The sequence below is a fragment of the Spirillospora sp. NPDC047279 genome, from assembly GCF_040643285.1.
In the GTDB taxonomy this organism is placed as follows: Bacteria; Actinomycetota; Actinomycetes; order Streptosporangiales; family Streptosporangiaceae; genus Spirillospora.
This window is the reverse complement of the sequence record NZ_JBEYUA010000013.1, coordinates 215,109-236,376: the sequence shown is the minus strand read 5'-3', so window position 1 is coordinate 236,376 and position 21,268 is coordinate 215,109. Positions and strand designations below refer to the sequence as shown.

The window sequence follows — 21,268 nt, the reverse complement described above, 5'->3', positions numbered from 1 at the left end:
ACGCGTGGGCCTGAGCCCGGCCCGTGGTCCGCGGCCGGTCAGTGGTGCTTGGAGCTCGTGGGAGTGCCGTCGCGGCGCAGCGGGACGGGGCCGGGCGGGTCGGAGGGGGAGGCCTTGAAGGTGCCCGGCTCCTCGCGCCTGCGGGTCCGGTACTTGGCCAGCTGGCCGGCCACCACGGCCGCCACCACCGGCGTGCCCACGGCGATCACCCGCTCGATGGAGGACGCGGGAAGCCCGACGCGGTGGGCGACCCTGCGGGCCACCGGCCGCAGGGCCCGTCCGGCGACCCGGCCCGCGACGACCCCGACGAGGCCGCCGCCCACCCGGGCCGCCGCCGATCGTTGCGCGCTCTCCTCCGCGGACAGCGGAACGCCCTCCAGGACCTCGTCGGATCCCTTGTCACGCCTGCTCACAGTGCCCCCCGAATTTCGACTGCACCGTACGTACCCAGCCGGAACACGGAAAAAGCCCCAGCCGCCGGCCGCCCGCTTCCCTTCCCCTTTCGAAGCGGTCGTCCGGCGGCCGGAGCCGTCTCGGACCCCGACAGTAGGAGGGGGTCCCGGGGCCGTCAACGGGGTGGTGTGGACAGCGTGTGGAGGCCCCTGGGGACGCCTCGGGGTGTTGCTGTGGACAACCGGGGGAGAGCCTGTGGAAACAGTCTGGGGATGGTCAAAAACACCGGGGCTGACCTGGGGCGACGTCCAACACCCCCTGTGGAGGGGGCAAATTTTTGGGTACGGTTCTTGGGTGCCCCCCAACGTTGAGGTCCGCCGCAGCAACCGACGTCGGCGGACCGTGTCCGCCTACCGCGACGGCGACAAGGTCGTGGTCATGCTTCCGTCCCGGCTCAGCAAGGCCGAGGAGGAGCAGTGGATCGCCACCATCCTCGAGCGACTCGCCGAGCGTGAACGCCGCCGCCGGCCGAGCGACGCCGATCTCGAGGCGAGGGCCCGCGACCTGTCCCGGCGCTATCTCGGTGGCCGGGCCGAGCCCGTCAGCGTCCGGTGGGTCGGCAACCAGCGCACCCGCTGGGGATCGTGCACGCCCGACGACGCCACGATCAGGCTGTCCACCCGGTTGCGCGGGATGCCGTCCTGGGTGGTCGACTACGTCCTGGTGCACGAGCTGGCCCACCTGCTGATCCCCGGGCACGGAGCGGATTTCTGGGCGCTGGTGGGCACCTACCCCAAGACCGAGCGGGCCCGGGGCTACCTGGAGGGCGTCGCCGCCGCCGAGCACCTCCCGCTGGAGGACGAGGACGACCTGCCCGGTGATCGGGTCGCCGGGTGACCGTCCGTTACGCCGCGGTCCTGTCCGTCCTGCCCGAACGACCCTCCGAACGGCCGTCCGGGCCCACGCCGCCCGGGCTGGACGCCGACGAGTTCCGGCTGGCCCTGCTGGAGGACACCTACGAGGTCGTCGCGGGTCTCGAACTGGTCCAGCCCGCGCTGGTGCTGAGCCCGCCCGACCAGCCCGACGCCGAGGCGATCACCTGGCCGGGCACCTTGATCGTCCGCGAGGGCACGCTGCCCGGGGCGTTCGCCGCCCTGCACGCGGCCGGCGCCGAGGAGGCCGCGCTCCTCGCACCGGACGCCCCCGATCTGCCGCAGCTCCTCCTGGGCAAGCTCTTCCGCGCCCTCGGCAGCGCGCCGGCCGCCGCCTGCCAGTCCGACGGCGGCGGCCTGGTCGCCCTCGCCGCCCGCCTCCCGCTGCCCGGCTGGCTGGACACCGCGCTCAAGGACACCGATCTCGACGTCCCCGACGCCCTCGGACGCCTGCGCGCCGCCGCCCCGCGCCCCGGCCAGGTGCCACAGGGCCCGTCCTGGCACCGCCTGCGCACCCCCGGAGACCTGGGCTTCCTCGACCAGGGCCTCGAAGGCTGGGACAACACCCGAGCCCTCCTCGAAGGGCGTCGCTTCGGCTGACCACCACCTCGGCCGGCGCGCGAGCGCGCTCCCGAGCCGCTAGATGTACGTCCCTGGGCAGTACACCTAGGCGAGGGAGTCGAGGCCGCGGGAGCGGTCGACGAGGCGGCGGAGGGCGTCGTCGGTGGGGGTGGGGAGGCCGTCGGCGGGGAACCAGCGAAGATCGTCCGACTCGTCGCTGATCACGTGGCGGGCGTCGTCCGGGGCGTACGCGACGTACTGGACGTCCAGGTGCCACGATCCCCCGGGGTGGCAGCGGACCGCGTGACGGTCGAGCTGGACGGGCCCGGGGGAGAGCTCCAGGCCGGAGATCCCCGACTCCTCGGTCGCCTCGCGGAGGGCGGCGGAGGCCAGGCTCCGGTCGCCGGGCTCGCAGTGACCGCCCAGCTGCAGCCAGGCCTTGATCTTGCTGTGCAGCGTCAGCAGGACCCGGGTGCCGGTGGCGTCCACGACCAGCGTGCTGGCGGTGATGTGGCCCGGGACGCACTCCCGCCAGGTGCCGTCGGCGTGCTCCTCCAGATGCCGCAGGAAGTCGCGGCGGAGCGCGTCCTGGCCGGCGTCGGGCGCCTGCCAGGACGCGAGCACACGAACGGCGTCGGCGTGCAGGTCGGTCTGCGGGTCGGTGTGCGGGTCGGTGTGCGGGGTCACGTCCGGCCGATGCGCGGGTAGAGCGAGTTGGCCGGGTGGCGGCGGCGCCGCTCGTGGTCGGTCGGACGCTGCCAGCACAGGGAGGCGCGCGCGGTACGCCGCCTGATCGCGGCCGAGGAGGCCTTCGGGTCGATCAGGCAGCCGTTGACGCGGGGGCGGTGATACCTCACGAGCCCGCTTTGGGGTCGTCGCCGTCGCCGGCCGAGCCCCCGTCCGAGCCCTCGTCCGGGCCCTCGCCGTCGCCGGGCTTGCCGGACGCCTCGTCGGTGAGGGCCGAGATGTCGAGGTCGTCCAGGCCCTCGAACCCGGGCTTGCCGTGCACGAAGCCCTCGGGGTCGTCCAGGTCCTCGGTGGTCGGCAGCAGGTCCGGGTGCTCCCAGACCGCGTCGCGCCCCTGGACGCCGCGCGCCTCGGTGAGCGTCCGCCACAGGGTGGCGGCCTCGCGGAGGCGGCGCGGCCGCAGCTCCAGGCCCACCAGCGTGGCGAACGTACGCTCGGCGGGGCCGCCGGTCGCGCGGCGGCGCCGGACGGCCTCGGCCAGCTTGACCGCGCCGGGCAGGCGGCCCTCGGCGACCTCGTTGACCACGGTGTCGACCCAGCCCTCGACCAGGGCGAGCGTGGTCTCCAGGCGGGCCAGCGCCGCCTTCTGCTGCGGGGTCTCCTCGGGCTGGAGGCTGATCTCGCCGCCGAGGGCCTCCTGGATCGCCTCCGGGTTGGAGATGTCCAGGCCCTGGACCGCCTGCTCGATGCCGGACAGGTCGACGGTGATGCCGCGCGCGTAGTCCTCGACCGCGTTCAGGAGGTGCGCCCGCAACCACGGCACGTGCGCGAAGAGGCGCTGGTGCGCGGCCTCGCGCAGCGCCAGGTAGAGCCGGACCTCGTCGTCGGAGACCTCGAGGCCCGAGCCGAACGCCTCGACGCCCGCGGGCAGCAGCGCCCCGACGCCGTCGGGGGCCAGCGGGAGGCCGACGTCGGCCGAGCCGACGACCTCGCGGGCCAGCGCGCCCAGCGCCTGCCCGGCCTGGCCGCCCACCATGGCCCCGGCCATCTGCTTGACCATGCCGATCAGCGGACCGGCCATCGCCTGCATCTCGGCGGGCATCTCACCGGCGCCGCCCAGCGCGCCGCCCATCGACTCGACCATGCGGGTGGCGATCGGGTCGCAGACCTTCGCCCACACCGGCAGCGTCTGCTCGATCCACTCCGACCGGCTCCAGGCCTGCGGCTTCTTGATGCCGGCGGGCAGCGTGGTGCCCTCGTCCAGCCACAGGTCGGCCAGCCGCAGCGCCTCCTCGACCTGGCGCCGCTCGGCGTCCACGATCGAGGGATCGCCCTGCTCGACCACGGAGTGACGCGCGATGTTCTTGGCCAGGTCCCAGTTGAGCGGGCCGCCGCCGGCGCCGGCGGCGCCCTGGCCGCCGATCATGTCGGCGAAGCGGTGCAGCATGTCGGCGAACTGCTGCATGTCGCCGCCCATGGCCTTGAACGGGTCCTGGGGCCTGTCGTCGTCGCCGTCTCCGGGACGGTTGAAGCCGAACGGTGTGTCACTCATAGGTTTGCCCCTGGGCATGATGGGCTCATACCGGCCACGTTAGCCGGTCCTGGCGAACTCGCGTACACAAGGAAGGGGGCACCTCCGTGGCAACCGGCAAGGTTCGCCCTCGGCGTAGCAAGGGCCCGGTCGTCGCCGTCACCGGCGCCGCCTCCGGTGCGGGGCGCCTGCTGGCCGCCCGGCTCGCCGACAGGGCCGCGGGCACCGGCGGCGCCGACGGGAAAGACCAGGTGCGCAAGGTGGTGGCGATCGACGGCCACCGCGGCGACGTGCCGGGCGTCACCTGGCGGGTGGTGGACGTCCGCGATCCGCTGCTGTCCAACCGGCTGTCGGACGTGGACGTGATCGTGCACGCCGACGTCCAGCGGTCGCCCGAGCTCGATCCGCGCGACCGGCGCACCCACAACGTGCGCGGCGCCCAGACGGTGGTCACCGCCGCGGCCGCCGCGCGGGTCCGCAGGGTGATCCTGGTCACCAGCGCGATGGTGTACGGGGCGTCCCCCGACAACGAGGTGCCGCTGAACGAGGACGCGCCGCTGCTCGCCGAGGCCAACGCCAGCATCGCGGGCGACTTCCTGGAGATCGAGGATCTGGCCGCCGGCGCGCCGGCCTCCCACCCGGGTCTGGAGGTCACGGTGGTGCGTCCGGCGGCCCTGGTCGGCCCGGACGTCGACACCGTGATGACGCGCCACTTCGAGGCGCCGCGGCTGCTGTCGGTCAAGGGCAGCGCGCCCGCCTGGCAGTTCTGCCACGTCGAGGACCTGGCGTCCGCCCTGGAGGTGGTCGTGGTCGCGGGACTCACCGGCCCGGTCACGGTGGGCTGCGAGGGCTGGCTCGGCCCGGACGAGGTCACCGAGATCACCGGCAAGCGGGGCTTCGAGCTGCCCGCCGCGGTCACGTTCGGGATGGCCGAGCGCCTGCACCGGCTCGGCATGACCCCGGCGCCCGCCACCGACCTGCACTACGTGACGTACCCCTGGGTGGTCGACACCGCCCGGCTGCGGGCCGCGGGCTGGAAACCGGCGTACGACAACGCCACCGCGCTCCGGGTGCTCATGGACGAGACCGCCGGGCGGCACGCCGTGGTCGGCCGCCGCGTCGGCGGCAAGGAGGCCACCATGGCCACCGCGGCCGGTGCGACCGTGGCCGCGCTCGGCGCCGCCGCGGCCATCCGCCGCGCCCGCAAACGCCGCCGCTGACCGCGCCGCCGACCGCGCCACCGACCTGGGCGGCCTCCGCCCGGCGGGAGGTCCGGCGGCGCACCGGCGCCGCCGGACCCGCGTTCAGGGTTCGCCGGGCCGGGGCCCCGAAAACGGCGCCGGGCCGGTCCCCGGTGGGGGGAACGGCCCGGCGGCGGCGGAGCGTCAGCTCGTGGGCGTGGGTGATCCGGTCGGGGTCGCGGACGGGGTGACCGACGGGCTCGGGCTCGGCGACGGCGACGCCGTGGCGGCCTTGGCGGCCGCCTGGCGGGCCGCGGCCAGCGCGTCCCGCGCCGCCTTGATGTCGGCCCAGGCCTTGCCCATCGCGGCGTAGTCGTTCTTGCGCTGGGCCTCCTCGAAGGCGTTGATCGCCGTCTGGAGGTCGTCGATGGCGTTCTGCACCCCGGGGGTCAGCTGCCCGCCGCCCTGCGCCGGGGGTTGCCCGCCCGTCGTCGGCGGCGTCACCGCGGTCGTCCCGCCGAAGACCTCCTTGAGCGCGGCTTCGAGGGTGTCGCCCGCGGCCGCCTTCTCACCCCATCTCACCAGCACCTTGCGCAGGATCGGGTACGGCTGCTGGCCGGTGCCGCCCGAGACCTTCGCGTAGACCGGTTCGACATAGAGGATGCCGTCGGCGAACGGCAGGGTGAGCAGGTTGCCGTAGACCAGCGTGGTGCCCGACTGTTTCAGCGGCAGCAGCTGGTTCTGCACGGCGGTATCGCTGCCGAACGATCCCTGGACGAGCTCGGGACCGTCCACCAGCGAGTTGCGCGGCAACTCCAGGATGCGGATCTGCGCCGGATCCTTGCTGGTGTCGACCGACATGAAGGCCGCCAGGTTGCCCCGGCCCCGAGGCGTGAACACCGAGGTCAGCGAGAACTGTGGCGCGTCACTGCCGGGCATCCGCAGGGTCTGGTAGTACGGCGGCTGGGTGCGGCCCTTCGCTCCCGGGTCCTCCGGCACCGACCAGAAACCCTCGCCGTTGAAGAACGGGCCGGGCTCGGTCACGTGGTACTTGGCCAGCACGCGCCGCTGCACCTTGAACATGTCCTGCGGGTAGCGGAAGTGCTCCTTGAGCCCGGGCACCTTGTCGATGGCGCTCTTGGGCTCCACGGTGTTCTTGAAGACCTTCATCCAGGTCTTGACCACCGGGTCGGTGTCGTCCCACTGGTAGAGGTGGATGGTGCCGTCGTAGGCGTCCACGGTGGCCTTGACCGAGTTGCGCATGTAGTTGATGCGGTCGTTGGCCTGCCGCGCGACCGCCGACCGGGTGTCGGTGACGGTGTCGCGGGTGGCGTCGCCGAGGCTCATCTGCTCGGAGTACGGGTAGCCGTTGGACGTGGTGTAGCCGTCCAGGATCCACAGGATCCGGCCGTTCACGACGGCGGGGTAGGGGTCGCCGTCGATCGTCAGCCAGGGCGCGGTGCGCTGCACCATCTCGCGCGGGCTGCGGTTGTAGAGGATCTTCGCGCCGTCGTTGATCGCGCCCGAGAGCAGGAGGTTCTTCTCCTGGAACTTGGTGGCGAACAGCAGCTTGTTGAAGAACGAGTCGATCGGCACGCCGCGCGAGCCCTCGTAGGTCGTGTAGGCCTGGCCGCCCTGGCTCTTGTCGTCGGGGAAGTCCAGCTCCTGCTGGCCCTGGCCGCCGACCACCGAGTACGCGGGCGAGCGCTCGCCGAAGTAGATCTGCGGCTTGTCGATCTTGATCTTGGCGTTGGGGTCGACCGGCATGTCCTTGGTCACGAAGTCGGGGTTGCCGCCCTCGGCGATGCGGTCGCCGTAGGCGGACACGAACCCGTAGCCGTGCGTGTAGACCATGCGGTCCTTGACCCAGCTCTGCTGGCCCGCGGGGGCACCGGGGACCTCGCGCATCGCCACGATCGTGTCGATCGTCTTGTTGTCGATCCTGTAGCGGTCCACGTCGAGCGTGTCCGGAAACTTGTAGAAGTTGCGGCCCTGCTGGAGACGCTGGAACGTCTCGCCGACCACGTTCGGATCGACCAGGCGCACCCCGTCGGTCTGCAGCCGGCCCGACTGCTGGTTCAGCTGCTTGGGGTCGCCGACCGGCGTCGCGCCGTAGGCCTCCGGCTTGACGTTGCCGACGCCGTAGGCGGCGCGGGTGGCCTCGATGTTGCGCTGGATGAACTGGCGCTCCTTGGCGAGCTCGTCCGGCTTGACCTGGAACTGCTGGATCAGCAGCGGGTAGACGCCGCCGACCAGGATCGCCGACACCACCAGCAGCGTGAAGCCCACGCCGGGCAGCATCATGCCGCGCCGGGTGATGTTGACGAAGAACAGCGCGGCACAGATCAGCGCGATGACCGCCAGGATCGTCTTGGCCGGCAACAGCGCGTTGACGTCGGTATAGAGCGCGCCGGTCACCACGCCGCGTTCGGAATGCGCGAGCCCGTAACGGTCGAACCAGTAGGCGAACGCCTTCAGCAGCACGAACAGCCCGACCAGCACCGACAGGTGCGCGCGCGCCGGGCCGCTGGCCTTGTCGCCGGGCCCCTGCAAACGCAGCCCGCCGTACAGGTAGTGCACCGCCACCGACGCCAGGATCGACAGGATCACCGTCGCGAAGACCACGCCCAGCACGAGCCGGACGAACGGGTACGTGAAGACGTAGAACGAGATGTCCTTGCCGAACTGCGGATCCTCCTCACCGAACGACGTGCGGTTGAGGAAGGCCAGGAACACCGGCCACTGACCCGCCACCGACGAGCCGGTGAGCAGGCCGAGCAGGCCGAGCAGGCCGCCCGCGATCAGCTTGCGGTGCGGGTCGACCACGGCGCGGTAACGCTCGAGCCCCTGCTGTTCGACCGACAGCGGCCGGTACGCGGGGCGGAGCTTGTAGGCGATCACCATGTTGGCGCCCACCACGGCCGCCATCAGCAGCCCCGCTCCGAGGAAGAGCCCCACCCGTGCCCACAACTGCGTCGTGTAGACCGACGAGAAGTTGACCGAGCGGTACCAGAGCAGATTCGTCCAGACGGACGTGAACACCATGAACGCGACCAGCAGGATCGCCAATGCGATGAGCACCGGCAACACCAGACGTGTCCGGCCGGTGCCGAGCCGTCGCCCGAATCCGGGAGTCCGGAAGGTCAAGAGCCTCTCCGTTCCTGGTCATGCCCACCGGCGTCCGAACCGGTGCTGTCTATGCAACTTACCGACTTGGCCGGGGGTTCCCGCATTTCCTTCATCGGATTGGGGGGAAGATGACCCCGTGAGTCTTCTGGAAGAAGTCGTGCTGGACCTCGAACGCCACTCCGCCCAGGAAGGATGGGACGCCGCGCCGAAACTCTACGCGCTCGTGCAGAGCGCCGAACTCCGGCAGGCCGAGCCCGAGCTGGCGAACGAACTGGGACTGTCGGCCGACACCGACACGCTCGCCGCGCTGGAGCAGCCGGCGCTCCCCGAGCAGTCCGCGGTCGAGGACGCGCTGGCGACGATCGCGTGGCCCGAGGCGGTGGCCGGATGTGCCCTGGTCATCGAGCGGGTGGTGCTGCCGCCCGACGCCGAGGAGGAGATCCCCGAGGACGAGCGGGAGGCCGTGACCTGGGCCGCCGAGCACCCCAAGCGCGAGGACGTCCGGATGATCGTCGGGGTGCTCCGCGACGGCACCCGCCACTCGGCGCTGCGGCTGCGCCGGCACGACGCCGACGACGAGGTCCTGGTCGGCCCCGACCTGGTGCCCGCGCTCGCCGACGCCCTCGTCGCCACGTTCGAGCCCGACGAGCCGGACGAAACAGGCGCGCCGTCCGGCGGGTAACCTGCCTGACGTGAGCGAGGTCATACCGTCCGGGAACGTCATCCGGCTGATCGGCGTCCGCGAAACCCCACTGTCGGTCGACGAGGTCTTCAACGCGGTCGGCGACCCCGGCGCGGGCGGCACCACCGTCTTCGTGGGCACGGTCCGCGACAACGACCACGCCCGCGCCGTCCGCCGGCTCTCCTACAGCGCCCACCCGACCGTCGAACGCGAACTCCGCGGCGTGGTCGAGAAGATCGTCGCCGACTTCCCGGTCAAGGCCGTCGCGGCCGTCCACCGGGTCGGTGACCTGGAGATCGGCGACCTCGCCGTGGTGGTCGCGGCGTCCTGCCCGCACCGCGGCGAGGCCTTCGAGGCCTGCCGCCGCCTCATCGACGACCTCAAGGCCCAGGTGCCCATCTGGAAGCACCAGGAGTTCGAGGACGGCGGCGACGAGTGGGTCGGGGCCTGCTGAGGCCCCCGTGCCGCATAGAGTTTCCGACATGTCCCGTCGTGCCGCCACGCTCACCCTCGCGAGCGTGATCGTCCTCATCTTCGCCCTCGTGGGCTCGTTCATGCCGGTGCCCTACGTGGCGCTCATGCCCGGCCCGACGAGCAACACGCTCGGCACGAACGAGAAAGGCCAGCCGCTCGTCAGGATCGAGGGGCGGCAGACGTACCAGGACAACGGGCACCTCAACTTCACCACCGTCACCTACCGCGGCGGCCCCGGCGCCCGCATCGACCTGTTCACCGCGCTGCGCGGCTGGGTCGACGGCGACGTGGCGATCGTCCCGGAAGAGACGATCTTCCCCAAGAACGAGACGCAGCAGCAGGTGGACGAGGAGAACACCCGCCAGATGCGCGACTCGCAGCAGAACGCCGAGGCCGCCGCGCTCAACCAGCTCAAGATCCCGATCTCCACCCAGGTGATCGTCGACTCCGTCCAGAAGGGCAAGCCCGCCGACGGCAAGATCAAGGCCGGCGACGAGCTCCTCGCGGTCGACGACAACAAGGTCACCAGCGTCGCCCAGGTCACCGACCTGATGGCCAAGCGCAAGATCGGCGACCCGGTGACCGTCACGCTCAAGCGCTCCGGCAAGGAGCAGAAGGTCACCCTCACCACCGTCGCGTCACCCGACGGCAAACGCGCCGTCGTCGGCATCGTCCTCGGCGACCAGTACAAGTTCCCGTTCAAGGTCGACATCAGCGTCGGCGACGTCGGCGGCCCCAGCGCCGGCCTGATGTTCTCCCTCGCCATCGTCGACAAGCTCACCCCCGGCCCGCTCACCGGCGGCAAGTTCATCGCCGGCACCGGCACCATCACGCCCGAGGGCAAGGTCGGCCCCATCGGCGGCATCCAGCAGAAGATGATCGCCGCCCGCGAGGCCGGCGCCACCGTCTTCCTGACGCCCGCCGACAACTGCGCCGACGCCGCGTCCGCCCGCCCCGACGGCCTCCGCCTCGTCCGCGCCGACACCCTCGACGGCACCATCAAATCCATCGACGCCCTCAACAGCGGCAAGGGCCAGGTCCCCACCTGCGCCGGCTGACCCACCCGCCCCACCCGCCCCGCGCGCCGCCGATTTGGTCATCCCCCACCGATGCCATAGAGTGAAGACACCGCCGCGGGGTGGAGCAGTTCGGTAGCTCGCTGGGCTCATAACCCAGAGGTCGCAGGTTCAAATCCTGTCCCCGCTACGAGGTTTGGGGTTGGTGTGCTCGCGGAAAGCGCGAGCCGCTAACCCCTTCGCCTTTTCCCAGGGGGACGACCCCCTGGAACCCCCGATGTGGTGGCTTCGCCCCCACGCCCCCTTGGGGCTTCGCCCCTTGCCCCCTCTCGGGGCTTCGCCCCTCGTGGCCTGCGGCCCTCGCTCCCTCTCGGGGCTTCGCCCCTCGTGGCCTTCGGCCCTCGCTCCCTCTCGGGGCTTCGCCCCTCGTGGCCTTCGGCCCCTCGCCCCTGCGGGGTTTTGGTTGTGCGGGTGGTGGGGGCCTCTGCTTCTGCGCTTTGGGGCCAGGGTTTGCGCCTTGCTGCTCTTTGGGTGTCCCTCGCCCTGAATTCGCGTTCAAGTCCTCTGGTCGGTGCGGTGCGGCGGATTAGGGGGTTGGTGGTTGTCGGAGGCCCAGTCCCATAGGGCTTGGAGGACTGGGGCGAGGCGGTGGCCTTGGGGGGTGAGGGTGTAGTGGGTTCGGGGCGGCCAGCCTGGGTGGCGTTCGCGGTGGACGACGTTGGAGCGGGCCAGGTGTGCGAGGCGGTCGCTGAGAACCTTGTCGGACAGGGCGGGGAGGGCTTGGCGGAGGTCGGTGTAGGTGCGTTCGCCTTGCAGGAGTTCGCGGATCACCAAGGTCGTCCAGCGGCCGCGCAGGGCCTCGAGGGTGATCTCGACCGGGCAGGACGGGGTGGGTTCGGTGACGTGCGCGCGGGGGTCGTCGGGCAGGCCTGGAGGGTGGCCAACCGTTTGGTGAGTCACGAGGGCGCCTCCTAGCTTCCGTTCCGGGAGTTTCTACCAGCAGGGAGTGATGATGCTCGCTCAACGTCCTGAGGATGTGCCCTCGGTCTTCGCCGAACGGTTCAACGGTGGTGACGCCGAGTCGGTCGCGGAGGTCTATGAGGGTGGGGGTGTGTTCGTTCCCGAGCCGGGCTCGCCTTTGACAGGGGAGCGGGCCCATGAGGCCAACGCCCGGTTCATGGGCCTGGGGGAGCCGATCGATGTGCGGCCGCGGCACGTGTATGTGGCGGGCGACATCGCGTTGCTCATCGTGGACTGGGTCATCGGGGGTGACGGGCGGCCGGTGCACGTTGAGGGGACGGCGACGGACGTGGCTCGGCGGGGGCGGGACGGGCGGTGGCGCTATGTCATCGACAACCCGTTCGGGACGGCCGGGTTTCGGGGGGACGGCGGCCGGTAACGATCTTCCTTGGCGGGCCGCGCGGTGAGGCTTGGGGGGCTCTTGACGCGATACCTCCCCTGAAAGATCGAACTTGTGGGTATGTCGTTCGGTGTTTCGGTCGGACCGGTATCTGCAAAGGGTCGTTTTTATGGGTGACACCGCGATTGACCTGGGCACCGCGAACACGCGGATCTACGTGCGAGGGCAGGGGCTCGTGCTGGACGAACCCTCGGTCGTCGCGGTGGAGGGTGGCAAGGTCGTCGCGGCGGGTCATGCGGCTCGGCGGATGATCGGGCAGGCGCCGGCGGGGGTGTCGATCGGGCGGCCGATGCGGCACGGGGCGATCGCCGACTTCGGGCTCGCCGACCGGATGTTGCGGCACTTCATGGGGCAGGTGCAGCGCTGGGGGAGAGTGCTGCGGCCCCGGGTCGCGGTCGCGGTGTCGGCCAACGCGACCGTGGTGGAACGGCGGGCCGTGCAGGACGCGGCGTACCGGGCGGGGGCCCGGTCGGTGCATCCGATCGACGCGCCGATCGCGGCGGCCATGGGGTGCGGGTTGCACGTCGAGGACGCGGCGGCGGCGATGGTGGTCGACATCGGGGCGGGGACGACCGAGGTAGCGATCATGTCGCTGGGGGGTGTCGTGGTCTCGCACACGGCGCGGGTCGGCGGGGACGCGGTGGACCGGGCGATCGCGTCCTATGTGCGGTCGGAGCACGCGATGCTGGTCGGGGACCAGGCGGCGGAACGGGCGAAGATCGGGCTCGGCGGGGTGGTGGAGATCAGCGGGCGGTACGCGGCGAGCGGGCTGCCGGGGACGCTGGCGCTGCCCGCGGAGGCCGTGGCCCAGGCGATGTCGGAGGCGGTCGGGGGGATCATGACGGCGATCCTGGACGTGCTGGAGGTCTGCCCGCCGGAGCTGGCCGGTGACCTGATGGATCGCGGGATCGCGCTGACCGGCGGGGGTTCGCTGCTGCCGGGGCTGAGCGATCTGCTGCGCAAGGAGACCGAGCTGCCCGTCCAGATCGTGGACGAGCCCCATTCGGCGGTGGTGGTCGGCGCGGCCCGGCACCTGGAGGGGCTGGAGACGTTCAGGGGCGTGCGGTGGCGGCGGGCCGCGCTGGTGCCGGTCAGAGGCCGGTCGCGGGCAGGCTCACCCAGCCGCGGGTGAACGGGGACGAGATGCGCTGGGCGTTGGCCAGGTCGACGCCGATGTGGGGATGCTTCTTGTAGAGCTCCTCAAGGGCTATCCGTGCCTGGAGTTTGGCCAGGTGGGAGCCGATGCAGAAGTGCACGCCGGTCGCGAAGCCCAGATGGCGGGGGATGCGGCGGGTGATGTCCAGCTCGGCGGCGGTGGGGCCGAACTCGCGTTCGTCGCGGTTGGCGGCGCCGTAGAGCATCATCACCTTCTCGCCGGCGGGGATCTCCGTGCCGTGGAGGGTGACGGGTCTGGTGGTGGTCCGGCCCAGGGCTTGGACGGAACCTTCGAGGCGGAGGAACTCCAGGAGGGCGTTGGGGATGAGGTCGGGGTTCGCCGTCAGGAGCTCGCGCTGGGCGTGGTTCTCGTCCAGGAGGGTGACGGCGTGCGAGATCAGGTTGCCGGTGGTGTCGTTGCCGCCGGCGACCATGACGAAGCAGAAACCCAGGATGTCCCAGTCGGTGAGGCGTTCGTCCTCGATCTCGGCCCTGGTCAGGGCGCTGATGAGGTCGTCGGTGGGGTTGTCGCGGCGGGCCGTGACGACGTCGGAGAAGTAGCCGAACATCTCGGCTACGGAGGTGGCGGCGTCTCCGTGGGAGAGCGAGCTCGCGTCGAATCCGTCGTCCTGGAGTGTGGTCAGCGCCGACACCCAGGGATCGAAGAGGGTGCGGTCCGCTTCGGGGACGCCCAGGAGGTGGGCGAGCGCGAACGTGGGGAGCGGGGAGGAGTAGTCGCGGTGCAGGTCGACCGGCTCGCCGGAGGCCGCCTTTCGTTCCATGGCGTCGAGGTTGCCGCGGACGAACTCGCGCAGGAGGTCTTCGAGCGCGGCCGTGCGGCGGGGGGTGAAGCCGTGGCTGATGAGGCGGCGGAGCGCGGTGTGGCGGGGCGGGTCCAGCATCACCATGGTGGGGGCCAGCCCCAGCTTGCCGATCTCGTCGGGGTAGAAGGTGAGGCCCTGCGCGGAGGAGAACGTCTCCGCGTCGCGGACCGCCGCCCAGATGTCATCGAAGCGGGACAGCGCCCAGAACGGCGGATCGTCGTGACGGTGCACCGGGTCGTGGTCGCGCAGCTGGTCGTACGCGGGGTAGGGGTCACGCTGGAAGGCCGGGTCGAACGGGTCGTACTTCATTAACGCCTCCCGTTATTAACGCCCCCTGTTAGTATCATCGGCGTGCCGAGAGACGCAAGGGCGACCAAGGAACGGCTGCTGTGGGCCGGCGCCCGGCTCTTCGCCAGGGACGGGGTCGACGCGGCGCGGACCAGGGACATCGTGGCGCTCGCGGGGCAGGGCAACGACTCGGCCATCACGTACCACTTCGGGTCGCGGCGCGGGTTGCTGGAGGCGATCCTCCGGGCCGGGGTCGAGCGGATGGAGCCGGTCAGGGCTGCGGCTTTGGAGACGCTCGAGGCCGGTGACCTGCGGGGGGTCGTCGGTGCGATCGTGGGGCCGATCGCGGACGAGCTGCTGAGTGAGGACGGGCGCGATTTCCTGCGGATCGTTGTCCAGGTGGCCGGGCAGGCGGGGGTACGGACGCACTCGGTGCCCTTGGTGATCCAGGGGACGGCCATCGCCCGGCAGCTCGAAATGCTGGAGGAGATCTGCCGGGGGTTCCTGCCCGAGGAGCTGGCGCTGGAACGAATCTCGGTGTTCATCGCGTTCCTCACCGCGGCGCTCGCCGACCGCAGCGGCAGGGAGGACTCGCTGCTGGGGCACGAAACGTTCGTGGCCGACCTCGTGGAGATGCTCACCGCGGCGCTCGACGCTCCGGCAATCGGTTCGCGTTCACCTGCCGGACCCTATAGAGTTAAGACATCACCGCGGGGTGGAGCAGTTCGGTAGCTCGCTGGGCTCATAACCCAGAGGTCGCAGGTTCAAATCCTGCCCCCGCTACTGGTCCTGGGGTCAGTGTGCTCACGTTTGCGTGAGCCGCTGGCCCTTTCGCCATTTCCCCCAGGGGGACGACCCCCTGGAACCCCCGATGTGGTGGCTTCGCCCCCACGCCCCCTTTGGGGCTTCGCCCCTTGCCCCCCTGTGTGGCTTCGCTCCCTTGTCCCCTTTTTGGGGCTTCGTCCCTTGCCTCCTGTGGCTTGGCTCCCTTGCCCCGGCTCTTGGGTGGTGCGGGGGTTTCGTAGGCTTGACGTATGCGGAGAGTGGTGGCGGCCGGGGGGCTGGACTTGTGTTGCTTGGTGGTGTTCGTCCTGATCGGGCGGGCCAATCATGATGATTCGGGCGGCCTGGGCGGGTTCTTGACCACGTTCTGGCCGTTTTTGGTGGGGCTTGCTCTTGGGTGGGGTGTTACTCGGGCGTGGCGTGAGCCGTTTGGGGTTCTGCCGGTGGGGGTCGGGATCTGGGTGACGACCGTGGTGGCCGGGATGGTGCTGCGGGCTCTTTCCGGACAGGGGACGGCGGTGGCGTTCGTCGTTGTCGCGACCCTGTTCACGGGGGCGACTCTGGTGGGGTGGCGGGCGGTGGCCCGGGTGACGGTCCTCAGGCGCCGGGAAGGTCACCAGGTGCAGAACTGATCACTTTGTGATCGTCGTAGTTGACGCAGATACGGCGGCCCTGGTGAAGTTACCCACGAGTCACGTGTGTGACGGTCAGCACGCGAAGGGGACACGATGACATCAGCGCTGCGCGACTGGCTGGACAAGCCGAACCACCGCCGCGGAGTGCGCCTGGCCACCGACGATGGGGGTTGGGAGTTCCGCGACTACGGCGAACTGGCCGGCGCCGCCCGCCGTACGGGTGGGGCGCTCATCGAGGCCGGGGTGCGGCCGGGTGACGTGGTCTGCATGGTCCTGCCGACCGACTTCACGTGTATGGAGACGTACTTCGGGGTGTGGGCGGCGGGTGCCACCGTCTGCCTGATCACTCCGCCGCTGTTCCAGGACGGCGACGACTACGTGGCGCATGTCGCGGCGATCCTGCGGCAGGCGAAGCCGGTGCTGACGATCGCGTCCGCCGACCTGGCGCCGCTGGCGGCGCGGGCGATGGAGCAGGCGGGGCTGGCGGGTGAGCCGTGGGAGCCGCGGCAGGCCGAGACCGAGACGCCTGTGCAGGAGGCGGGGGAGCTGGCGTTGCTGCAGTTCACCTCGGGCTCCAGCGGTGCGCCGCGGGGGGTCATGGTCACCTGGGACAACCTGGAGGCCAACAGCGAGCTGATCGCGCGCAGCGCGGGGTTCGACGAGGACGACACCGTCGCCTCCTGGCTGCCGCTCTACCACGACATGGGCCTGATCGGCTGTTTCCTGACGCCGATCGCCCAGCAGGCGAACCTGCTGCTCATGCGGCCGGACCACTTCATTCGCGATCCCGCCAGGTGGATCCGCTGCTTCGCGGAGGCGCGGCACACCGCGGCGCCGCCGTTCGCGTACTCGTACGTGGCCCGGCGGGTGAAGCCGGAGCAGCTTGAGGGTGTCGACCTGTCCGGGTGGAAGACGGCGATCATCGGGGCCGAGCCGATCGACCCGCACTCGCTGGAGGTCTTCGCCGAGCTGCTGGAGCCGTTCGGGTTCTCGCGGACGGCGTTCAAGCCCGCCTTCGGCATGGCGGAGACGACTCTGCTGGTCACGCTCGACGAGGTGGCGCGCGATCCGCTCGCTGTGCGGCCGGACAACGAGTCGCTCGCGTTCGGGCAGCCGGTGCGCATCCTGGAGCAGCACGGGCTGGGGCCCAGGTCGGTGGGCGCCAAGACGGGCTGGGTGGTCGGCTGCGGGACACCGCAGGAGGACGTGCCGGTCTCGATCGTGGATGACGACGGGCGTGAGCTGGCCGAGGGGCATCTCGGCGAGATCGTGGTGGGCGGCGAGTCGGCCTGTCCGGGCTATTACGCGGGTGCGGAGGGTAAGTCGACGCGATTTGCCGGCGGGAAGGTTTTTACGGGGGACGCCGGGTTCTTCCATGAGGGGCAGCTCTTCGTGCTCGGCCGGATGGGCGACAGCATCAAGGTGCGCGGCCGTTCGGTGTACGTCGAGGACCTCGAGGCCAAGATCGCCGAGACCACGGGGCTGGGCAAGGGGCGCATCGTGGTCACGGCCGTTCCCGGCGCCGGGCAGAAGGGGCTGGCGTTGTTCGCCGAGACGGCGGACGACGCGTGGGCGCCGGGCGTGCGGGAGATGTTGCGGCGGCGGCTGGGCGACGAGGGGGTCGAGGTCACCATCGTGGTCGGGACCGGGCTCATCCAGCGGACGAGCAGCGGCAAGCCGCGGCGGCGGTACATGTGGGAGCGCTTGCAGGGCGGCGAGATGCCGGGTGCGCGCGTGGTGTCCTGACCTGGTCTCTCGCCCGGGTGCCGACTCGCCTGATCACTTGTTGATAATTCCGGCTTTACCGGACAACATGTCGTTGACCCTGCGTGAGAGGCGACGATGCCACCAGTGACCACAGCGCTCTTCCGCCTGGGCGCCCGCCTGGGCTCCACCGCCCAGAACGCGCTGGAGGTGGCGCGGTTCGGCGGGCTCGACCTCGACACCGACGTGGACGCGTCGCCCAGCGAGGTGGTCACGGAGCAACGGGTCTACCGGCTGAAGCACTACTACCCGGGCGGCTCGGAGAAGCGGCCGCCGATGTTGCTGGTGCCGCCGTTGATGATCACCGCCGAGGTGTACGACATCTCGTCGCGGGTGAGCGCGGTGGCCACCCTGCACGAGCTGGGCGTCGACCCGTGGGTCGTCGACTTCGGCGCGCCCGAGCGGGAGCCGGGAGGGCTGGAGCGGACGATCACCGACCATGTGGTGGCGGTGAGCGACGCCGTCGAGCGGATCCGCGAGGCTACGGGGCAGGACGTTCATCTGGCCGGGTACTCGCAGGGTGGGATGTTCGTTTACCAGGCCGCCGCTTATCGCAGGAGCAAGGGCATTGCCTCGCTGATCACGTTCGGCAGCCCGGCTGATATCAGTGTCGGGTTGCCGTTCGGGCTGCCCAGCTGGGTGGCCTCCGAGGGGGCCGGGCGCATCCCGGACTGGCTGCTGGGCAACGTCGCCGTTCCGGGGTGGGTGACCAGGACCGGCTTCCAGCTGCTCAGCCCGGTCAAGTCGGTGCGCAGCCGGGTCGACTTCATCCGGCAGCTGCACGACCGGGAACGGCTCGCCCCGCGCGAGCGTCAGCGGCGCTTCCTCGAACGTGAGGGCTGGGTCGCCTGGCCGGGGCCGGCGCTGGCCGAGTTCCTGCGCCAGTTCATCCAGCACAACCGCATGCTGACCGGCGGGTTCGTGATCGGCGACCGGCTGGTGACGCTGGCCGACATCAGCTGCCCGGTGCTCACGTTCGTCGGCGAGGTCGACGAGATCGCGCCGCCGCCGATGGTGCGGGGCATCCGGCGGGCGGCGCCGCGGGCACAGGTGTACGAGGCGTCGTTGCGCGCCGGGCATTTCGGCCTGGTGGTGGGATCTCTCGCCATGGCACAGACCTGGCCGGCGGTGGCCGAGTGGGCCCGATGGCGGTCCGGTGAGGGCGACCTTCCGGAGGTCGTCATGCCGGTGAAGGGCGACGAGGGCACGCAGGCCCCGAGCCCGCCCGGCGGCACGGTCGGCTACGGCGTCCAGCTGGCGACGGGCGTGGGCGCGAGCGCGGTGCGGTCGGCCGCGGTGACGTTCTCGCGCGCGGTGCGCGGCGGCCGCCAGCTCGTCGGCGAGGCCACGCAGAACCTGCCGCGGCTCGCCCGGCTCGAGCGCATCCAGTCCGACACCCGCATGTCGCTCGGGCTGCTGCTGGACGAGCAGTGGGAACGTACGCCCGAGGGCGTCTTCTTCCTGTACGAGGGGCGCGCCCACACGCAGGCGGCGGCCAAGGGGCGCATCGACGCGGTCGTCCGTGGCCTGATCAGCATCGGCGTCCGGCAGGGCGACGCGGTGGGCGTGCTGATGGAGACGCGGCCCAGCGCGCTGGCGCTGGTCGCGGCCCTGAGCAGGCTCGGCGCGGTCGCGGTGCTGCACCGGACGGACGGGGACCTGGCCCGGGAGATCCAGCTCGCGCGGGTGACGCGGGTGGTCGCCGATCCGGAGAACGCGGCCCGCGCCTGCGAGCTGTCCGGCGACGTCCCCTGCTACCTGCTGGGCGGGGGCGGCGGCGAGCGCGACATCGGCCTGCCCCTCACCGACATGGAACGCATCGACCCGGACGGCGTCGAGCCGCCCGGCTGGTACCGGCCCAACCCGGGGCGCGCCGGCGACGTCGCGTGCGTCCTGTTCACCGGCGACGGCGAGCACCTGCGGGCCGCCCGGATCACCAACCGGCGCTGGGCGTTGTCGGCGTTCGGCACCGCCTCGTCCGCGGCGCTCTCGCCGGCCGACACGGTCTACAGCATCACGCCGCTGCACCACCCGTCCGCGCTGCTCATGAGCCTGGGCGGCGCGGTCGCGGGCGGCGCGCGGCTCGCCCTGGCCAGCGCGTACGACCCGGAGACGTTCTGGGACGAGACGCGCCGCTACGGCGTCACCGTCGCCTCGTACACCTGGACGTCGCTGCGCGACCTGGTCAACGCGCCGCCGCACCCGGGGGAGCGGCACCATCCGGTGCGGCTGTTCATCGGGTCGGGCATGCCGCGCGGCCTGTGGCGCCGCGTCGAGGACCGGTTCGCCCCCGCGCGCGTCCTGGAGTTCTATGCCGCGACCGAGGGAGAGGCGATCCTGGTCAACCTGAGCGGGAAGAAGCCCGGCTCGCTGGGCCGCCCGCTGCCCGGCAGCGCCGAGGTGCGGCTGGCCCGCTACGACCTGGAGAACGGACGGCTGGTCGAGGACCGGCACGGCTTCGCGCAGGAGTGCGAGCCGGGCGAGATCGGCATGCTGGTCGCGCGGGTCAAGCCGAGCCGGATCGGCGCCAACGCCCGGGTGCTGCGCGGCGTCTTCCGTCCCGAGGACGCCTGGACGGTCACCGGCGACCTCTTCCGCCGGGACTCCGACGGCGACTTCTGGCTGGTCGGCCGGGACGCCGAGCTCATCCGGACGACGGAGGGCATCGTCCCGCCCGGCCCGATCCGCGACGCGCTCGGCGACCTGCCCTACATCGACGCCGTCGCCGTCTACGGCATCCCGATGGGCGACACCGAGGTGGCCGTCGCGGCCGTCAGCCTGCGCGGCGACGCCGAGGTCAAGCCGGTGGACCTCTCCGAGGCGCTGCTGCGCGTCGAGCCCGGGCTGCGGCCCGCGCTCGTCCGCGTCGTGGACGACATCCCGGTCACCGCGGGCCGCCGCCTGCGCACCGCGCCGCTGCGCGAGGAGGGCATCCCCGCCCCGTCCGAGAAGCGCGCCTACTACCGCGACCGTTCGGGCGCGTATCGGCTGCTGACCGAGACCGCCCGCCGCCGCCTCTTCCGCGGCCCGTCCGCGAAGGCCCGTTAGCGGACGTGGACGCGGGTGCCGTTGCGGACCAGGCGGGGGAGCAGGTCGGCGGTGTGCATGGGGACGCGAACGCAGCCGTGCGAGGCCGGGCGGCGCGGGACCCTGAGCGAGCCGTGTATGGCGTACCCGCCGTGGAAGTAGAGCGGGCGGTACATGTAGCCGAGCGCTGACCGGTGCCAGCCGCCCAGGCGGCGGAACACGGTGAAGTCGCCGCTCGGGGTACGGGCGACGCCGCAGCCGTTCGGGCCGCAGTAGCTCCGGCCGGAACCCGTCGAGACGTGCGTGATGAGGGCGATCCTGCCCTTGCGGTAGACGACCAGCAGCTGCCTGCGCTTGCTGATCTCGACGCGGTTGCGGGCCGCCTTCCCGGTCACGAGCGCGCGGGGTGCGCGGGGGTGCTCGAGCGCGCCGCGGGTACGGGCGTTGATCGCGCCGCTGGGCTGGATGCGGTTGGCCTTCTGGAACGCCCAGACCGCGACCCGGGTGCGTTCGTCGAACGTGCCGGTGACCGGGCCCGGGTCGTAGTGCAGCTCTTTCAGGCGCTTCTGCAGATCCCGGATGTCGGGGCCGGTGGCGCCCGCGATGCGCGCCGCCGGCGGGGCGAGTGCCGGTGGGGCGGCCGCGAGGGGCGCGGCGGCCGGGAGCAGAAGGCTCGCGGCGGCGAGCGCGGTGCCTGCGATCATGCGTGGAGGCTAGGCGGCGGCATCGGCGGGCAGGTCAGGGCACGCGGCGCCGCGGCGGAACCTTTACGGACCCGGTGTGACC

General features: G+C 71.6%; 20 protein-coding genes and 2 tRNA genes. 14 read left to right on the top strand and 8 right to left on the bottom strand.

The features are described from left to right. Positions 1-38: 38 nt before the first annotated feature. Positions 39-413, bottom strand: coding sequence for a hypothetical protein (locus tag ABZ810_RS31285; RefSeq protein ID WP_358409439.1), 375 nt, complete (start codon positions 411-413; stop codon positions 39-41). A gap of 334 nt (positions 414-747) precedes the next feature. Between ABZ810_RS31285 and ABZ810_RS31280 the strand changes: the two genes are divergently transcribed. Both ABZ810_RS31280 and ABZ810_RS31275 read left to right on the top strand, forming a co-directional pair. Next, a complete protein-coding gene (locus ABZ810_RS31280; protein ID WP_358409437.1) occupies positions 748-1,290 on the top strand; it encodes a M48 family metallopeptidase in 543 nt (180 codons plus the stop codon). Continuing rightward, positions 1,287-1,925: a hypothetical protein gene (locus tag ABZ810_RS31275; RefSeq protein WP_358409435.1), complete on the top strand. Its 639-nt coding sequence runs from the start codon at positions 1,287-1,289 to the stop codon at positions 1,923-1,925. The genes ABZ810_RS31280 and ABZ810_RS31275 overlap by 4 nt, the downstream gene beginning before the upstream one ends. Positions 1,926-1,991: 66 nt before the next feature. Here ABZ810_RS31275 and ABZ810_RS31270 read toward each other — a convergent pair whose 3' ends face one another. Genes ABZ810_RS31270 through ABZ810_RS31260 form a run of 3 tightly spaced genes read right to left on the bottom strand, consistent with a single transcriptional unit; the run spans position 1,992 to position 4,125 of the window. Then, positions 1,992-2,573: an NUDIX hydrolase gene (locus ABZ810_RS31270; protein ID WP_358409433.1), complete on the bottom strand. Its 582-nt coding sequence runs from the start codon at positions 2,571-2,573 to the stop codon at positions 1,992-1,994. Further along, positions 2,570-2,743 carry a hypothetical protein gene (locus ABZ810_RS31265; RefSeq protein WP_358409431.1) on the bottom strand — a complete coding sequence of 58 codons (174 nt, stop codon included), beginning with the start codon at positions 2,741-2,743 and terminating at the stop codon, positions 2,570-2,572. The genes ABZ810_RS31270 and ABZ810_RS31265 overlap by 4 nt, the downstream gene beginning before the upstream one ends. Then, positions 2,740-4,125: a zinc-dependent metalloprotease gene (locus tag ABZ810_RS31260; protein WP_358409430.1), complete on the bottom strand. Its 1,386-nt coding sequence runs from the start codon at positions 4,123-4,125 to the stop codon at positions 2,740-2,742. The genes ABZ810_RS31265 and ABZ810_RS31260 overlap by 4 nt, the downstream gene beginning before the upstream one ends. An 86-nt stretch (positions 4,126-4,211) precedes the next feature. Here ABZ810_RS31260 and ABZ810_RS31255 point away from each other — a divergent pair, with 86 nt between their 5' ends. Beyond that, positions 4,212-5,324 carry an NAD-dependent epimerase/dehydratase family protein gene (locus ABZ810_RS31255; protein ID WP_358409429.1) on the top strand — a complete coding sequence of 371 codons (1,113 nt, stop codon included), beginning with the start codon at positions 4,212-4,214 and terminating at the stop codon, positions 5,322-5,324. Between the two features lie 165 nt (positions 5,325-5,489). Here the strand turns inward: ABZ810_RS31255 and ABZ810_RS31250 are convergent, their stop codons facing one another. Beyond that, the gene (locus ABZ810_RS31250) at positions 5,490-8,432 is read right to left on the bottom strand and encodes a UPF0182 family protein (RefSeq protein ID WP_358409427.1); all 2,943 of its coding nucleotides are present in this window, start codon (positions 8,430-8,432) and stop codon (positions 5,490-5,492) included. 118 nt (positions 8,433-8,550) lie between these two features. On the opposite strand from ABZ810_RS31250, the gene ABZ810_RS31245 reads away from it, so the two are divergent. The 4 genes from ABZ810_RS31245 to ABZ810_RS31230 all read left to right on the top strand — a co-directional run bounded on the left by ABZ810_RS31245 (position 8,551) and on the right by ABZ810_RS31230 (position 10,776). Continuing rightward, complete coding sequence (locus ABZ810_RS31245) at positions 8,551-9,096, top strand: PPA1309 family protein (RefSeq protein ID WP_358409425.1); 546 nt, start codon at positions 8,551-8,553, stop codon at positions 9,094-9,096. Between the two features lie 10 nt (positions 9,097-9,106). Next, on the top strand, positions 9,107-9,550 hold the full coding sequence (locus tag ABZ810_RS31240; protein ID WP_358409424.1) for a molybdenum cofactor biosynthesis protein MoaE: 444 nt from the start codon (positions 9,107-9,109) through the stop codon (positions 9,548-9,550). Positions 9,551-9,578: 28 nt separating this feature from the next. Then, positions 9,579-10,628: a PDZ domain-containing protein gene (locus ABZ810_RS31235; protein ID WP_358409423.1), complete on the top strand. Its 1,050-nt coding sequence runs from the start codon at positions 9,579-9,581 to the stop codon at positions 10,626-10,628. Between the two features lie 74 nt (positions 10,629-10,702). Further along, positions 10,703-10,776 (top strand) — tRNA-Met (locus tag ABZ810_RS31230). A 365-nt stretch (positions 10,777-11,141) separates the two neighbouring features. On the opposite strand, the gene ABZ810_RS31225 is transcribed toward ABZ810_RS31230, so the two are convergent. Beyond that, a complete protein-coding gene (locus tag ABZ810_RS31225) occupies positions 11,142-11,546 on the bottom strand; it encodes a helix-turn-helix domain-containing protein (protein WP_358409421.1) in 405 nt (134 codons plus the stop codon). 49 nt (positions 11,547-11,595) lie between these two features. Between ABZ810_RS31225 and ABZ810_RS31220 the strand changes: the two genes are divergently transcribed. Both ABZ810_RS31220 and ABZ810_RS31215 read left to right on the top strand, forming a co-directional pair. Next, positions 11,596-11,985, top strand: coding sequence for a DUF4440 domain-containing protein (locus tag ABZ810_RS31220; RefSeq protein ID WP_358409535.1), 390 nt, complete (start codon positions 11,596-11,598; stop codon positions 11,983-11,985). Between the two features lie 130 nt (positions 11,986-12,115). Continuing rightward, complete coding sequence (locus ABZ810_RS31215; RefSeq protein WP_358409419.1) at positions 12,116-13,138, top strand: rod shape-determining protein; 1,023 nt, start codon at positions 12,116-12,118, stop codon at positions 13,136-13,138. Here the strand turns inward: ABZ810_RS31215 and ABZ810_RS31210 are convergent. Next, a complete protein-coding gene (locus ABZ810_RS31210; RefSeq protein WP_358409417.1) occupies positions 13,098-14,294 on the bottom strand; it encodes a cytochrome P450 in 1,197 nt (398 codons plus the stop codon). The genes ABZ810_RS31215 and ABZ810_RS31210 overlap by 41 nt on opposite strands. Before the next feature lie 42 nt (positions 14,295-14,336). On the opposite strand from ABZ810_RS31210, the gene ABZ810_RS31205 reads away from it, so the two are divergent. The 5 genes from ABZ810_RS31205 to ABZ810_RS31185 all read left to right on the top strand — a co-directional run bounded on the left by ABZ810_RS31205 (position 14,337) and on the right by ABZ810_RS31185 (position 20,503). Then, the gene (locus tag ABZ810_RS31205) at positions 14,337-15,005 is read left to right on the top strand and encodes a TetR family transcriptional regulator (RefSeq protein WP_358409416.1); all 669 of its coding nucleotides are present in this window, start codon (positions 14,337-14,339) and stop codon (positions 15,003-15,005) included. After that, positions 14,983-15,056 (top strand) — tRNA-Met (locus ABZ810_RS31200). Before ABZ810_RS31205 ends, ABZ810_RS31200 begins: the two co-directional genes overlap by 23 nt. 251 nt (positions 15,057-15,307) lie before the next feature. Then, the gene (locus ABZ810_RS31195) at positions 15,308-15,688 is read left to right on the top strand and encodes a DUF3054 domain-containing protein (protein WP_358409414.1); all 381 of its coding nucleotides are present in this window, start codon (positions 15,308-15,310) and stop codon (positions 15,686-15,688) included. Between the two features lie 96 nt (positions 15,689-15,784). Continuing rightward, entirely contained in the window at positions 15,785-17,437 is a 1,653-nt protein-coding gene (locus tag ABZ810_RS31190; protein ID WP_358409412.1) for an AMP-binding protein, read from the top strand. Between the two features lie 105 nt (positions 17,438-17,542). Beyond that, positions 17,543-20,503 carry an AMP-binding protein gene (locus ABZ810_RS31185; RefSeq protein WP_358409411.1) on the top strand — a complete coding sequence of 987 codons (2,961 nt, stop codon included), beginning with the start codon at positions 17,543-17,545 and terminating at the stop codon, positions 20,501-20,503. Here ABZ810_RS31185 and ABZ810_RS31180 read toward each other — a convergent pair. After that, positions 20,500-21,186: a L,D-transpeptidase family protein gene (locus tag ABZ810_RS31180; protein ID WP_358409409.1), complete on the bottom strand. Its 687-nt coding sequence runs from the start codon at positions 21,184-21,186 to the stop codon at positions 20,500-20,502. The genes ABZ810_RS31185 and ABZ810_RS31180 overlap by 4 nt on opposite strands. Positions 21,187-21,268: the final 82 nt, after the last annotated feature.

Excerpts from the sequence above, each read along its gene's own strand:
- ABZ810_RS31210 (WP_358409417.1), bottom strand. The coding sequence starts at position 14,294 with ATGAAGTACGACCCGTTCGACCCGGCCTTCCAGCGTGACCCCTACCCC.
- ABZ810_RS31195 (WP_358409414.1), top strand. The coding sequence starts at position 15,308 with ATGCGGAGAGTGGTGGCGGCCGGGGGGCTGGACTTGTGTTGCTTGGTG.
- ABZ810_RS31220 (WP_358409535.1), top strand. The coding sequence starts at position 11,596 with ATGATGCTCGCTCAACGTCCTGAGGATGTGCCCTCGGTCTTCGCCGAA.
- ABZ810_RS31215 (WP_358409419.1), top strand. The coding sequence starts at position 12,116 with ATGGGTGACACCGCGATTGACCTGGGCACCGCGAACACGCGGATCTAC.
- ABZ810_RS31235 (WP_358409423.1), top strand. The coding sequence starts at position 9,579 with ATGTCCCGTCGTGCCGCCACGCTCACCCTCGCGAGCGTGATCGTCCTC.
- ABZ810_RS31190 (WP_358409412.1), top strand. The coding sequence starts at position 15,785 with ATGACATCAGCGCTGCGCGACTGGCTGGACAAGCCGAACCACCGCCGC.
- ABZ810_RS31260 (WP_358409430.1), bottom strand. The coding sequence starts at position 4,125 with ATGAGTGACACACCGTTCGGCTTCAACCGTCCCGGAGACGGCGACGAC.
- ABZ810_RS31180 (WP_358409409.1), bottom strand. The coding sequence starts at position 21,186 with ATGATCGCAGGCACCGCGCTCGCCGCCGCGAGCCTTCTGCTCCCGGCC.